The 13,271-nt window shown below is 66.1% G+C and carries 17 protein-coding genes; 3 read left to right on the plus strand and 14 right to left on the minus strand.

What is annotated here, in order from left to right; genetic code table 11:
• Positions 1–95 precede the first annotated feature (95 nt).
• Together ACGLHS_RS16820 and ACGLHS_RS16825 are read left to right on the plus strand one after the other, a co-directional pair.
• Positions 96–302: a DUF2892 domain-containing protein gene (locus ACGLHS_RS16820; protein ID WP_394481399.1), complete on the plus strand. Its 207-nt coding sequence runs from the start codon at positions 96–98 to the stop codon at positions 300–302.
• A gap of 244 nt (positions 303–546) precedes the next feature.
• Positions 547–837, plus strand: a complete 291-nt coding sequence (locus ACGLHS_RS16825) for a hypothetical protein (RefSeq protein WP_394481401.1) — start codon at positions 547–549, stop codon at positions 835–837.
• Here the strand turns inward: ACGLHS_RS16825 and ACGLHS_RS16830 are convergent.
• From ACGLHS_RS16830 to ACGLHS_RS16880, 11 genes are all read right to left on the minus strand, one after another.
• Positions 812–1,504 carry a sulfite exporter TauE/SafE family protein gene (locus tag ACGLHS_RS16830; RefSeq protein WP_394481403.1) on the minus strand — a complete coding sequence of 231 codons (693 nt, stop codon included), beginning with the start codon at positions 1,502–1,504 and terminating at the stop codon, positions 812–814. The two genes, ACGLHS_RS16825 and ACGLHS_RS16830, sit on opposite strands and share 26 nt — an antisense overlap.
• A gap of 2 nt (positions 1,505–1,506) precedes the next feature.
• Positions 1,507–2,907: an oxygen-independent coproporphyrinogen III oxidase gene (hemN, locus tag ACGLHS_RS16835; protein WP_394481405.1), complete on the minus strand. Its 1,401-nt coding sequence runs from the start codon at positions 2,905–2,907 to the stop codon at positions 1,507–1,509.
• Positions 2,908–2,912: 5 nt separating this feature from the next.
• Positions 2,913–3,176, minus strand: a complete 264-nt coding sequence (locus tag ACGLHS_RS16840; RefSeq protein WP_394481407.1) for a hypothetical protein — start codon at positions 3,174–3,176, stop codon at positions 2,913–2,915.
• A complete protein-coding gene (locus tag ACGLHS_RS16845) occupies positions 3,173–3,463 on the minus strand; it encodes a FixH family protein (RefSeq protein ID WP_394481409.1) in 291 nt (96 codons plus the stop codon). Before ACGLHS_RS16845 ends, ACGLHS_RS16840 begins: the two co-directional genes overlap by 4 nt.
• 9 nt (positions 3,464–3,472) lie before the next feature.
• Positions 3,473–4,888, minus strand: a complete 1,416-nt coding sequence (ccoG, locus tag ACGLHS_RS16850; RefSeq protein ID WP_394481412.1) for a cytochrome c oxidase accessory protein CcoG — start codon at positions 4,886–4,888, stop codon at positions 3,473–3,475.
• A gap of 12 nt (positions 4,889–4,900) precedes the next feature.
• The gene (gene ccoP, locus ACGLHS_RS16855; protein ID WP_394481414.1) at positions 4,901–5,833 is read right to left on the minus strand and encodes a cytochrome-c oxidase, cbb3-type subunit III; all 933 of its coding nucleotides are present in this window, start codon (positions 5,831–5,833) and stop codon (positions 4,901–4,903) included.
• 13 nt (positions 5,834–5,846) lie between these two features.
• On the minus strand, positions 5,847–5,987 hold the full coding sequence (locus tag ACGLHS_RS16860) for a cbb3-type cytochrome oxidase subunit 3 (protein ID WP_394481416.1): 141 nt from the start codon (positions 5,985–5,987) through the stop codon (positions 5,847–5,849).
• A 19-nt stretch (positions 5,988–6,006) separates the two neighbouring features.
• Positions 6,007–6,636, minus strand: coding sequence for a cytochrome-c oxidase, cbb3-type subunit II (ccoO, locus tag ACGLHS_RS16865; protein ID WP_394481418.1), 630 nt, complete (start codon positions 6,634–6,636; stop codon positions 6,007–6,009).
• 17 nt (positions 6,637–6,653) lie between these two features.
• Positions 6,654–8,093, minus strand: coding sequence for a cytochrome-c oxidase, cbb3-type subunit I (gene ccoN / locus ACGLHS_RS16870; RefSeq protein ID WP_394481420.1), 1,440 nt, complete (start codon positions 8,091–8,093; stop codon positions 6,654–6,656).
• Positions 8,094–8,158: 65 nt separating this feature from the next.
• Positions 8,159–8,296: a cbb3-type cytochrome oxidase assembly protein CcoS gene (gene ccoS, locus ACGLHS_RS16875; RefSeq protein WP_394481422.1), complete on the minus strand. Its 138-nt coding sequence runs from the start codon at positions 8,294–8,296 to the stop codon at positions 8,159–8,161.
• A complete protein-coding gene (locus ACGLHS_RS16880; RefSeq protein ID WP_394481424.1) occupies positions 8,296–10,617 on the minus strand; it encodes a heavy metal translocating P-type ATPase in 2,322 nt (773 codons plus the stop codon). Before ACGLHS_RS16880 ends, ccoS begins: the two co-directional genes overlap by 1 nt.
• 105 nt (positions 10,618–10,722) lie before the next feature.
• Between ACGLHS_RS16880 and ACGLHS_RS16885 the strand changes: the two genes are divergently transcribed.
• Positions 10,723–11,166 (plus strand): universal stress protein, encoded by a 444-nt coding sequence (locus ACGLHS_RS16885; RefSeq protein WP_394481426.1) that lies wholly within the window; start codon positions 10,723–10,725, stop codon positions 11,164–11,166.
• A gap of 168 nt (positions 11,167–11,334) precedes the next feature.
• Here ACGLHS_RS16885 and ACGLHS_RS16890 read toward each other — a convergent pair whose 3' ends face one another.
• From ACGLHS_RS16890 to ACGLHS_RS16900, 3 genes are all read right to left on the minus strand, one after another.
• The gene (locus ACGLHS_RS16890; RefSeq protein WP_394481428.1) at positions 11,335–12,009 is read right to left on the minus strand and encodes a hypothetical protein; all 675 of its coding nucleotides are present in this window, start codon (positions 12,007–12,009) and stop codon (positions 11,335–11,337) included.
• A 250-nt stretch (positions 12,010–12,259) separates the two neighbouring features.
• On the minus strand, positions 12,260–12,616 hold the full coding sequence (locus tag ACGLHS_RS16895) for an HAD domain-containing protein (RefSeq protein WP_394481430.1): 357 nt from the start codon (positions 12,614–12,616) through the stop codon (positions 12,260–12,262).
• 31 nt (positions 12,617–12,647) lie between these two features.
• On the minus strand, positions 12,648–13,163 hold the full coding sequence (locus tag ACGLHS_RS16900) for an antitoxin Xre/MbcA/ParS toxin-binding domain-containing protein (protein WP_394481433.1): 516 nt from the start codon (positions 13,161–13,163) through the stop codon (positions 12,648–12,650).
• Positions 13,164–13,271: the final 108 nt, after the last annotated feature.

Genomic DNA, 13,271 nt, shown 5'->3' on the forward strand with positions numbered 1-13,271 from the left:
GCCGTTGGCGGCGGCGCTCGAAGCTTGATCCATCTCAAGCACTTTCGCCGCGTGGCCGCGCAAGATGTTTTTCTATCGAGCCCAAGGAGAAAACCATGTCCTTCCTGTCGAACAACGTAGGAACCCTCGACCGCGCGGTGCGCATCGGCGCAGGCGTGCTGCTGATCGCGCTGGCTGCCATGGGCACCATCGGCGTGTGGGGCTACATCGGCGTGGTGCCGCTGCTGACCGGCGTGGTCGGCACCTGCCCGGCCTATTCGCTTTTCGGGTTCAGCACCTGCGCGCGCGACGGCGGGCGCTGAACGCCGGACCTGTTTACTCATTCATCCGCAAAATCAGGCCGGGAGGTTCCCCATGTCCTTCTACTTCTGGTTGCGCATCGCGCTCTTCGCGGCGCTGGGTGCCCTGGTCCTGTGGGCCGCGCTCCGGTCGCTCATCATGTGGCTCACGCTCGACTGAGGCCTTTACGGAGACAGGTCGATGTGCATGGATCTTTTGAGAAAGCTCGCGCAAGCGCGCCTTCCTCTGACCGAAGATGACCCCGCCATGATCGACAGGCTGCGCGTGCTGGAAGCTGCCGGCCACATCAAGGTCTTGATTCCTCCCGTCCACGTGGACTGCGACCACTGCATGCGCCAGCCCCCGGCCACGGTGCTCGAGATCACGCCCCAGGGGCACCGGGCCCTGAGCATGGAAATGGCCGAAGAAGAAGCGCTGTTGCCCGCCATGCGCCGGCCGGGCCGGCCCTCACTGGCGTCGCGGCCAAAGGCCGCAAGCGCGGCACTCAACATCGCGCAGCTGACCGCGTGGTTCAGCGGCACCAGGCATCGAGACTGAGGTCCGACCACAGCGCCTGCAGCGCCAGGGCCGCCAGCAGCACCCCGGCCAGCCGCGTTCCCCAGGTCTGCCGTGCGGCGCCGTCGCCCCCGCGCAGCCGCTGCCAGAGCCAGGGCGCCAGCATCAGCGACACGCCGCTGCCCACGGCAAACAGCACCATCGCCGCGGCGCCCTGCAGCGGCCCGTTGCCCAGGCTCGCCAGCATCAGCGCCGAATAGAGCAGCCCGCAGGGCATCGCGACCCAGAGCGCGCCGGTGGCCAGCAAGCCCAGCGGCGAGCCTCCGACGAGCGGGTGAAGGCGCGATTCGAGCAGGCGGCCCGCGCGCTGTGCCCACAGCGGCTGATGCCCCGCGACGGCGAGCATCGCGCCCCATGCGAACACGAAGACGTGCAGCAACACCCATAGCGGCCGCAAGGCCCCGACCTGAACGCTGGCCTGCGCCAACATGTCGACACTGCCCGCCGCGACGGCCCCCGCCACGGCATAGCTTGCGATGCGCCCCAGGTGAAAGCTCGCGGGCGCAGACCATGCGGCCCGGGTGCCTGTAGCAGGCCCTGCCGGCACGATGCGGATCACGCCCGCCTGCGCGGCGCAGCACATGGCCACGCAGTGCGGGCCGCCTGCCAGGCCCATGAGCAGCGCAGCACTGGCAAGCGCGAGCTGCATGGTCAGACCAGCCGCGAAAACCGCGTGCGGTTCGCTTGGGCGTAGCGGTCGAACACCATCGCGACGGCACGCACGAGGAACCAGCCTTGCTCGGTGACCGTCACGTCGTGGTCGCTCAGCCGCACCACGCCCTGCGCGGCCAGCGGTCCGAGCGCCGCGAACTCGGCGGCGAAGTAGTCGCGGAAATCGACCGCATAGGCCTCACCCATGGCGTCGAAGTCGATGCGGCCGCGGCACATGAGCGCCATGATCACCGCGCGGCGCAGGAGGTCGTCGCGCGACAGCGCAAGGCCGCGCACCACGGGCAGGCGCCCCTGGTCGAGGTGGTCGTAGTACTCGTCGAGCGTCTTGGCGTTCTGGCTGTAGGTGGCACCCACGCGCCCGATGGCTGAAACGCCCAGCGCAACCAGATCGCCATCGGGCCGCGTGCCGTAGCCCTGGAAGTCGCGCTGCAGCCTTCCGTGCCGCTTCGCGACGGCGAGCGGATCGTCGGGCAGTGCGAAGTGATCCATGCCTATGTACACATAGCCCGCCGCGGTGAGCACGTCGATGGCGCGGGCGAGCATGCGCACCCGTGCGACCGCATCGGGAAGCTCCTCGGCCACGATGCGCCGCTGCGGCTTGAAGCGCTCGGGCAGGTGTGCATAGGCGTAGAGCGCGATGCGGTCAGGCCGCAGTTCGCGGATCTGCGCCAGCGTGCGCTCGAACGAGGCATCGTTCTGCCGTGGCAACCCGTAGATCAGGTCGACGTTGATCGACTCGAATCCCAGCGCACGCGCGGCCGCCATCAGCGCAAAGACCTGCGATGCGGGCTGGATGCGGTGCACGGCCTGCTGCACCGCGGGGTCGAAGTCCTGCACGCCGAAGCTCAGGCGGTTGAAACCCAGCGTGGCCAGGCTCGACAGCCGCTGCGCGTCGACGGTGCGTGGATCGATCTCGATGGACCGCTCGCCGCCGGGCTCGAAGAGGAAGGAGCGGTGCAACAGCGCCATCAGCTCCCCGAGTTCCGCATCGTCGAGAAACGTCGGCGAGCCGCCGCCCAGGTGAAGCTGGCTCACGGTGGCGCCGCGCCCCAGCTGCGCCACCTGCAGCGCGATCTCGCGCGCCAGGTAGGCCAGGTATTGGCGGCCCCGTTCCCGATGCCGCGTCACGACCTTGTTGCAGGCGCAGTAGTAGCACAGCGATTCGCAAAAAGGGATGTGCACGTACAGCGACAACGGCGCGGCCTGCCCGCCGCTGTCTCGCCGGCGCCGCAGCGCCTGCAGATAGTCGCCGGCACCGAAGGCCTCGACGAAGCGGTCGGCCGTGGGGTAAGAGGTATAGCGCGGCCCCGGAACATCGAACTGCCGCAGCAGATCGATGGGCAAGGCCGGCGAGGCGGGGTCAAGGGCGACAGAAGACATGGTCATCACGAAGAGGTTCGCGGCGGTGCCTCGCGGCGCCGCGGCGCGGGCGACCTGGCGAGCAGCACCGTGCAGGCGCTCGATGCCGCCGCCATCAGCCAGAAGACAAAGAACGCCGCGGTGTACACACCCTGGCGCGACATCCGCAGTGCGTCGGCACCGCAGAAGGCGTTCAGCGGATCGAACAGCGCGAACACCAGCACCTCCATGCCGCAAGCCACCAGAAACGAAGGCCAGAGGATGCCCGCGAGCTGGCGCCATCCGTTCATGACCCCGGCCCCCGTGGCGACAGCGGCACGTCGTCCGCGGGCGTGGCCGCATGGTTGCGGCCCGTGAGCGCGGGCATGAGCTTCTTGTCGGCCAGCGTCTTGTTGATCTCCATGCCCTCGCGGTAGTAGTCCTCGGACACCAGCGCTTCGGGTCGGCTCAGCGCGAGCCAGAGCGTCACGAAGCTCGCCACCACCACCACGGCGGGCCCTGCGATCACCATCCACAGCATGGGGTAGCGCCACCACGCCAGCGCGGCGGGTTCCATCGTTGTCGTCGTTGTGTTCATGTCGACCTTTCAGCGCGGCACCAGGAAGGCCGCTTTTTCAGAAACCTGCGCCGCGCCACCCTCTTCCCGGATGTCGAAGTGCACGGTGTGGGAGCCGGCCGGCACCGCGCCGTAGGGCGCCTGCAATCGCACCGCGACCCAGCGCGACTGGGCCGGCTCGACCGCGACCGCTTCGTCCGGCGAGACGCTCAGGCCCTCGATGCCGCGCGCGGCGATCCGGTAGCGCTGGGGCCGCTCGGTGGCGTTCATGATCTGCAGCCGGTAGACGTTTTCCAGGCGCCCGCCCTCCACGATGCGGGCCAGCGAGGCGCGGTCGCGCACCACGTCGACCTTCAGCGGCGTGCGTGTGACAAGGCTGGCGAGCAGCCCCGTCACCAGCAACGCAAGGATGGCCGTGTAGACCAGCACGCGCGGACGCAGCACGCGGCGCACCAGTTGGCGGCCGGTCCAGCGGCCCTCCATGCCGTTCTGCGTGTCGTAGCGGATCAGCTTCGGCGGATAGGCCATCTTCGTCATGACGGTGTCGCAGGCGTCCACGCACAGGCCGCAGCCGATGCACTCGTACTGCAGGCCTTCGCGAATGTCGATGCCGGTCGGGCACACCTGCACGCACAGGCCGCAGTCGATGCAGTCGCCCAAGCCCAGCGTGTGCGGCTCGGGCCCCTTGCGGCGCGGCGCGCGTGGCTCGCCGCGCGCCGGGTCGTAGGTGACGATGAGCGTGTCGCGGTCGAACATGGCGCTCTGGAAGCGCGCATAGGGGCACATGTACTTGCACACCTGCTCGCGCATGAAACCGGCGTTGCCATAGGTGGCGAAGCCGTAGAAGAAAACCCAGAACACTTCCCACGAGCCCATCTGCGTCTGCAGGAAGGCCATGCCCAGCTCGCGGATGGGCGTGAAGTAGCCCACGAAGGTGAACCCGGTCCACAGCGCAATGCCGATCCACACGAGATGCTTGAACCACTTCTTGACCAGCTTCTCGAGCGACATCGGCTCGGCGTCCAGCCGCATGCGCGCGGTGCGGTTGCCTTCTATCTTGTGCTCGACCCACATGAATATCTCGGTGTAGACCGTCTGCGGGCAGGCATAGCCGCACCACAGGCGCCCCGCCACCGCGGTGAACAGGAAGAGCGACAGTGCGCTGATGACCAGCAGCCCCGAGAGGTAGATCAGGTCCTGGGGGTACAGCACCACGCCGAAGATGTAGAAGCGGCGCGCGGCAAGGTCGAACAGCACCATCTGCCGGCCGCCCCACTCCGCCCAGGGCATGCCGTAGAACACCAGTTGGGTCAGGAAGACCATGGCCCAGCGCCAGCGCGCGAACATGCCGCGCACCGTGCGCGGGTAGATCTTCCTGGAGGCCTCGTAAAGGCCGATCTCCTCGGCGGCCGGAGCGCTGGCGATGGGGATGATCTTCTGCGTCATGCGCCCGCGGCCTCAGGGAGTGGCCGCCACCGGCGGCGCGGCTGTCGATGTGTTCGAGAAGCCCCACACATACGACGCCAGCAGCTTGATCTGCGCCTCGGTGAGGCGGCCTTCCTGCGCCGGCATCTGGTTGTGCTTGCCCTCGTTGATCATCTGGACGATGGCGGCCTCGCCGTAGCCGTGCAGCCAGATCTTGTCGCTGAGGTTGGGCGCGCCCATCGCCTGGTTGCCGACGCCGCCGATGCCGTGGCAGGCCGCGCAGACCGTGAACTTCGACTTGCCGAGGCCGGCGCGCACCGAGTCGTGCGGCTCGCCCGACAGGCTCAGCACATAGTTGGCCAGGTTCTTCACGTCGTTCGGCGTGCCGACCGCCGCCGCCATGGGCGGCATCGTGCCGATGCGTCCCTTGGTGATGCTTTCGACGATCTTCTCGGGTGTGCCGCCGTGCAGCCAGTCGTTGTCGGTGAGGTTGGGAAAGCCCTTGCTGCCGCGCGCGTCGGAGCCGTGGCACTGCGCGCAGTTGTTCATGAACAGGCGCTCGCCGATGGCCTTGGCCTGCGGGTCGCGCGCGATCTCCTCGACTGGCATGGCGGTGAAGCGGGCGTACACCGGGGCCAGCGCCTGCGTGGCCTTGGCGACTTCGGCCTCGTACTCGCCGCGGGAGCTCCAGTCGGATTTGCCGCGAAAGCTCCCCAATCCCGGAAAGATGGCGAGGTAGCCGAGGGCGAACACGATGGTCAGCACGAACAGCCCGATCCACCACATCGGCAGCGGGTTGTTGGCTTCGCGCAGGTCTTCGTCCCAGACGTGGCCGGTGGTGTTGTCGGCGTTGGCCGGCACGCGCTTGCGGGCCGTCATCCACAGCAGCAGCACGCAGCCCAGGATGCTCAGCAGCGAAGCCACGGCAATGTAGTTCGACCAGAAATGGCTGATGAAATCGCTCATCGTGGTTCTCCCTTCAGTCCTGCTCGAACGGCAGGCGGGCCGCTTCCTGGAAGTCGCGCGCGTTGCGCCGCGAATAGGCCCAGATCACGATGCCGATGAAAAGCACGAAGCAGACGACGGTAGCTGCAATGCGCAAGGTGGTGATGTCGATCATGGTTTCGGTCCTTCGCTGCTTACTTGAGAGCCAGGCCCAGCGACTGCAGGTAGGCCACCGTGGCTTCCATCTCGGTCTTGCCGGTGACCTCCTGCGCGGCCTTGTCGATTTCCGCATCGGTGTAGGGCACGCCGACGCGGCGCAGGGCACGCATGTGGGCCGGCAGGGATTCGGCGTCGACCTGGTTCTTTTCGAGCCAGGTGTAGGCCGGCATGTTCGACTCGGGCACGAGGTCGCGCGGGTTGTTCAGGTGAATGCGGTGCCACTCGTCGCTGTACTTGCCGCCCACGCGGTGCAGGTCGGGCCCGGTGCGCTTGCTGCCCCACTGGAAGGGGTGGTCGTAGACGAACTCGCCGGCCACCGAGTAGTGGCCGTAGCGCAGCGTCTCCGAGCGGAAGGGGCGGATCATCTGCGAATGGCAGTTGTAGCAACCCTCGCGCAGGTAGATGTCGCGGCCGGCGAGCTGCAGCGGCGTGAGCGGCTTGACGCCCTCCACCGCCTCGGTGGTGGACTTCTGGAAGAACAGCGGCACGATCTCGACGAGTCCGCCGATGGCCACGACCACCAGGATCAGCACGATCATCAGCAGGTTGTTGGTCTCGATCTTCTCGTGGCTGAAGCCTGCGGACTTGGGGGTATTCGGGTTCATGGTGTGTCCTCGGGTCCTCAGGCGTGGGCCATGGCAGGGGGCGGGATCTCGGCGCGCACCGAATAGCCCGAGATGACGGTCATCCAGACGTTCCAGGCCATCACCAGCATCCCCGACAGGTAGAGCAGCCCGCCGATCAGGCGCACCACGTAGAACGGGAAGGTGGCCTTCACGCTTTCCACGAAGGTGTAGGTGAGCGTGCCGTCGGGGTTGATCGCGCGCCACATCAGGCCCTGCATCACGCCGGCGATCCACATGGCGGCGATGTAGAGCACGATGCCGATGGTGGCCATCCAGAAGTGCACCTCGATGGCCTTGACGCTGTGCATCTCGGTTCGGCCGTACATGCGCGGGATCAGGTAGTACAGCGAGCCCATGGTGATGAAGCCCACCCAGCCGAGCGCGCCGGAGTGCACGTGGCCGATGGTCCAGTCGGTGTAGTGGCTCAGGGCATTGACGGTCTTGATGGACATCATTGGCCCCTCGAAGGTCGACATGCCATAGAACGACAGCGCGACGATCAGGAACCGCATGATCGGGTCGGTGCGCAGCTTGTGCCAGGCACCCGAGAGCGTCATCACGCCGTTGATCATGCCGCCCCAGCTCGGCGCCAGGAGAATGAGCGAGAACACCATGCCCAGCGACTGCGTCCAGTCGGGCAGCGCCGTGTAGTGCAGGTGGTGCGGGCCGGCCCACATGTAGGTAAAGATCAGCGCCCAGAAATGCACGATGGACAACCGGTACGAGTACACCGGGCGGCCTGCCTGCTTGGGGATGTAGTAGTACATCATCCCGAGGAAGCCGGCCGTGAGGAAGAAGCCGACCGCGTTGTGGCCGTACCACCACTGCACCATCGCGTCTTGCACGCCCGCGTAGGCCGAGTAGCTCTTCATCCAGCCGGCCGGAACCACCGCGCCGTTCACGATGTGCAGCAGCGCCACCGCGATGATGAAAGCGCCGTAGAACCAGTTGGCCACGTAGATGTGGCGCACGCGGCGCTTGCCGATGGTGCCGAAGAACACGATCGCATAAGCCACCCAGACCACCGCGATCAGGATGCCGATGGGCCATTCGAGTTCGGCGTACTCCTTGCCCCGGGTGTAGCCCAGCGGCAGGCTGATGGCGGCCGCCACGATCACGAGCTGCCACCCCCAGAACACGAAGGACGCCAGCGCGGGTGCGAACAGCCGGACCTGGCAGGTGCGCTGCACCACATGAAAGCTGGTCGCCATCAGCGCGCAGCCGCCGAACGCGAAGATCACCGCGTTGGTGTGCAGCGGCCGCAGTCGTCCGTAGCTGAGCCATGGAATGCCGAGGTTGAGTTCGGGCCATGTCAACTGGAAGGCGATGATCACGCCGACCAGCATGCCGACCACCCCCCAGACCACGGACATGAGAGCGAACTGCCGTACGACGGTGTCGTCGTAAATCGCGGCGGGTGGGTTCGTTGCTTGCATCGTCGTGCCCTTGAGTGAATGGTGGGCAGTCTCTCTGCCACCCTGCTCCCCGGACTTGATGCAAATCAATCGTTGTGCAGGATGCGATCGCCTTCGACGTCGATGTTCTCGAACTGGCCGCGCTCGATGGCCCACCAAAGCCCGCCGAGAATCGCGAGCACCAGCACCACCGACAACGGAATGAGCAGGAAGAGGATGTCCATCAGGTGCCCACCTTCGCCTGGGCGGTGAGCCGCGCCGCATTGAGGACCACCACGAGCGAACTTGCGGCCATGCCCAGGCCGGCCAACCACGCTGGCAACCAGCCGGCGACGGCGAGCGGTACGCACAGCGCGTTGTAGCCGGCGGCCCAGAAGAGGTTCTGGCGCACGGTGCGCAGCGTTCGGCGTGCCTGCGCAATCGCCTCGGGAATGGCCACAAGCCTGTCGCCCAGCACCACGAAATCGGCACGCGCCCGCGACAGTGGCACCGCGCGGCCGAAGGCGAAGGAAGCGTTCGCGCGGGCCAGCGAGGGGCCGTCATTGAGGCCGTCGCCCACCATTGCGATCCGCCTGCCTTCGGCCTGCAATCGCCAGAGCACGTCGAGCTTGTCTTCGGGCGTGCAGCCGCCCTGCGCGAAGGCAATGCCGGCGCGCGCACCGATCTCCCTGGCCGCGCCCTCGCGGTCGCCCGACAACAGCCGCACCGTCAAGCCTTGTTCCCGCAATGCGGCCACAGCGGCGACGGCATCCGCGCGCAGCTCTTCGGCGAACACGAAGCTGGCGACCCACCCCTGTGCGTCGGCCAGATGGACTTGCGCGGCCTCTACCTGCAGCGACGGCACGCCGCAGAAGGCGGCTGACCCGAGCCGCATCTTCTGCCCTGCATTCGATGAATGGTCGCGGCTGCGGCGCATCAGGCCTTCGAGCCCGAGGCCGGCGCTCTCGCCGACGTGCGCCACGGTCCAGCCGGGCGGCGCGCAGAACTGCGCGTTCCATGCATTCACCAAAGCCTGCGCAATGGGGTGCAGCGATTGCGCGGCGAGCGCGGCCGCCATTTCCAGTGCATCGCCGGGGCGCAAGCCCTGCCGGCAATAGACGCGCTCAAGCCGAGGAACGTCGCCGGTCAAGGTGCCCGTCTTGTCGAACACGACCGTGTCGACCGAAGCCAATGCCTCCAGCGCCTGCAGATTGGACGTGAGCACACCGCCGCGTGCCAGAGCGCCCGCGCTGGCGAGCATGGCGGCCGGTGTTGCGAGCGAGAGCGCGCAGGGGCAGGTCACGATCAGCACCGCCACTGCCACCATCACCGCCTTGCCCGGGTCCACCGGCCACCAGAACGCCGCAGCGGCCGCTGCCGATGCAAGCACCACGATGAGGAAGGGCCGTGCCACGCGGTCGGCCAGCAGCGCCAGGCGCGGCTTGTGCAGGGCCGCGCTTTCCATCAGCCGCACGATCTGCGAGAAACGCGTGCCCTCGCCCACCGATTCGATGCGCACCCGCACCACCGCCAACAGGTTGTGGCTGCCGGCCAGTACGCGGTCGCCGCACGGGCGCGGCACGGGGTGTGACTCGCCCGTGAGCAGGGCTTCGTCGGCGCTGGTGTCGCCTTCGATCACCACCCCGTCGGCCGGGAACGCCTCACCAGGGCGCACCCGGACCACGTCGCCGACCGCGAGCCGCCGCACCGCCACCCGCGCCCAGCTGCCATCGGCGGTCAGGCGCTCGACGCTGTCGGGCAAGCGATGCATCAGCGCCTCGAGCGATCCGGCCGTGCGGTCGCGCAGGCGTGCCTCTAGCCAGCGACCGGTGAGCAGGAAGAAGACGAACATCGTCAGCGAGTCGAAGTAGACCTCGTGGCCCAGCGGCCCGCCGCCGTCGAAGGTCGCGGCGCTGCTGACGACAAAAGTCATGAGCACGCCGAAGGCCACGGGCAAGTCCATGCCGATCCGCCTGGCGCGCAGGTCGCGCCACGCACTGCGAAAGAACGGGCCGCAAGAAAAGAGCACGACGGGCAGCGTGAGCACCCAGGAGGCCCAGCGCAGCAGTTGCGCCGCATCGGCCGTCATATCGCCGGGCCGCGCGACGTAGGCCGGGTAGGCGTACATCATCACCTGCATCATGCAAAAGCCCGAGACCAGCCAGCGCCACAGCGCCATGCGCAGCTCACGCGAGCGCTGCTCGCTCGCGGGCTGGCTGCCGGCGGGAACCAGCGGATACCCGGCGGCAGCCGAAGCCTCGAACCAGCGCGACGGGCGCGTGGCCGCGGCTGACCACACGATGCGCGCACGCCGGCTCGCTGCGTTGACCTGTGCCTCTTGCACGCCGGGCACCTGAAGCAAGGCCGCCTCGACCGTGAACGCGCAGGCGGCGCAGTGCATGCCGTCTACCGCAACCTGCGACTCCCAGGTGCCCGTGGCCGCATCGCCTTCCACGACATGGCCGAACGCCTGCCATCCCGCGGGATCGTCGAGCACGCGCCAGCGCTCGCCCAGGGGCGGCATGGGCAATGAATGCGAGGGAATGGAGGCGAGCGCAGCTTGCATCGAGCGAGGCTAAGGGCGCGCTTCGCGGTGCTCCTTGATCTGCGTCAACCCCCGAAACCACCGCCTGCCTAAGCTCGCGGCACACCACATCTTCGGAGACCCTTCATGTTCAAACGCATCCTCGTTGCCACCGATGGTTCCACGCTCTCGAAGAAGGCCGTGACCAGCGCGATCGCCCTCGCCGCCCAGAACGACGCCGACCTCGTCGCGCTCAACGTGATCCCGCGCTACCCGAGGAGCTATTTCGAGGGTTCGATGACGTTTTCTGCTGAGGACATTGGCCGCATCGAGAAGCAATGGGCAGACAAGGCCCAGGAGATGCTCGACGCCGTGAGTGCGCGCGCCAAGCAAAGCGGCGTGCGGGTGCGCACGGCAACGGCCAACTCCGACCTGGTGGCCGAATCGATCATCGCAGCGGCGAAGAAATACAAGAGCGACCTGATCGTGATGGCATCGCACGGCCGCAAGGGCATCAAGCGGCTGCTGCTGGGGAGCGAAACGCAGCACGTGCTGGCTCGCTCGACGCTGCCTGTGCTTGTGCTTCGCTGACGCGGTGAGCGCTATGTGGGTCCAAGCCTACAGATCCAAGCGGATATTCTGCTGATGACTCAGAGTGCCAGTTTGACTATTTCAATGGGTTTACCACCTGATCCAAGCAGGCGCCATCATGCGATTTTCCACATTGCCTCCATCAGGCTACACCTCCGTAACCAGGACCTAAGTCTCGCAGTACTTCCAGATGAACTCACCTGCGAAGTCCATGAAATCGAGGAACATAAGGTGTGTATTCCACGCCGCTTCGTCGGCACCGTCGATCGCGGCCCTCGTCAACGGCACTTGCCACAGTTCCCGCACGACGATAGTGTCGAGCACTACATCTGCTGCTTGAAAATGCCACAGCCGCACATCATCGCCACGCGTGATGGTCGAGATCCGATGACCCGACCGGGACGCAAGTGTCCCGATAGTCTTGCCGATCAGCTTGTCGCACTGATAGTGAAACGCCACGTTGTTTCGCACCTTCTCGACCAACTGTCGAAACTGATCGTGCTTCGCTCCGCCATGCAGAAATGGCAGCAGATTGGCGAATGACTCTCGGGTTCGGCGATCGCACTGATCGACGAAGTTCATCAGATCCGGGGTATCTCTAATCTGATTGATGATGACGAAGGCTTCGGACATGTGCGCAATTTGCAAGCGCACCCAATACAACCCACCATTCGGACGCACGTTCCGGTCTCCGCGTTCAACGGCTGCCTTATAGTCGGCCAGATTCTGATTCGCGTACGACATGTCATTTGCAGCCATCATCAGTTTGATGACTACCACTGCACTGGCACCGCGGAGCTTCAGCGTTTCGAAATTGATTTGTCGAGTAGTCGTGCGCGTCATGGCGGCTCCCGTTCGATTCCTTTTGCTCGAATGAGCATAGCGCGCGGCGAACGCCCTCGGAATGCGATCCACACCCAACGGCCAGCCTCGCCATCCTCGAGATGAAAAGTGCAACTACAAACTGCGTGACAAGTCCTCAAGCACAAGCTTGCGCGCCTAGCTCCGCCCTTGCGGCGAACTAGTCACGCCTGCCGGAGGCATCGCGAATGCGGGCTCATCCGCCAGAAAGGAAGGCTCCTCCTGCGCGAGCCTAGTCGAACTGCCAGTAGGCATCGTCGAGCGCGACCCATGGCTCCTCGACCGATTCATGAATCTGGAGCCAGGCGAGGATTTCTCCTTCTCGCTTCTTGTACGGAGGGGGAAGCCCGAAGCCCGAGTGCGGTGTGGCCCCAAGAATCCGGGCCCGGATGTCGCTGGAGAACGGTTTCAGCAAGGTCTTGTAGAGAAGCTGCTCGCGCCAGGATGAACTGATCACGATCTTCACGTGCGGGAATTCGCGCAGCAACGCCTCCAGGCGCGGCAGGAGGCAGAAGTCGGCGCCGCCGTTGAGGACGTGATCTTCCCCCTCTGGGTGCAGCACGCCGTCGAAGTCGAGAAACAGGATCACCCTGAACCTCTCAAGCCGCTCCTATCGCGCCTCATACGACGCCGCCGTGCTGGATGGCATTGAGCATTGATCGGACCTTTTCCGAGCCGCCTCCAACAGCGAACGCTGCGGGCGTCTGGCCGTCGAGCAGCTCATGAGGTTTGTCCAGCCAGGTTCGGGCCTCTGCGCCAAAGACCTGGGTAGCGAGATCCAACAAGTCTTGTGGAAGACCATCCGACTCAAGCCGCCCCTGCGAGTGCAGCGGCCATGCCAGGTGCGAGCCCATGTCGACGCCGAAGGCGCGAAACGGTGCTGCAGCACTCTGCATTCCTTCCGCGAGATAGTCGATGTTCTGATGATGGTGTCCATGGACCACCAGTTGAACGCCAAGCGCCTCAGCGAGTTCGTCGATCGCCTTCCAGCCATGCGGGTGAACCGCGGGCGCTTCGTGCGTCACCAGGAAGTCGGCAGGGCCGCTGCGCAGCAGTTGCTGGTAGTCGGCCGGGAAGATGACCGCCGTGCTCAGGCTGCTGACGTTGCTGGTGGCCGTGCTCAGGCCCGTCGACAAGCTGACGACGCCCGTGGACAGGCTACTGATCCCGGTCGAAGTCGATGTCGACAAGCTGCTGATGCTGCTCGTCGCCGTGCTCAGGCCGGTCGAGGTCGACGTGGACAG

The sequence above is a fragment of the Variovorax sp. VaC1 genome, assembly GCF_043658315.1.
Lineage (GTDB): Bacteria > Pseudomonadota > Gammaproteobacteria > Burkholderiales > Burkholderiaceae_C > Variovorax.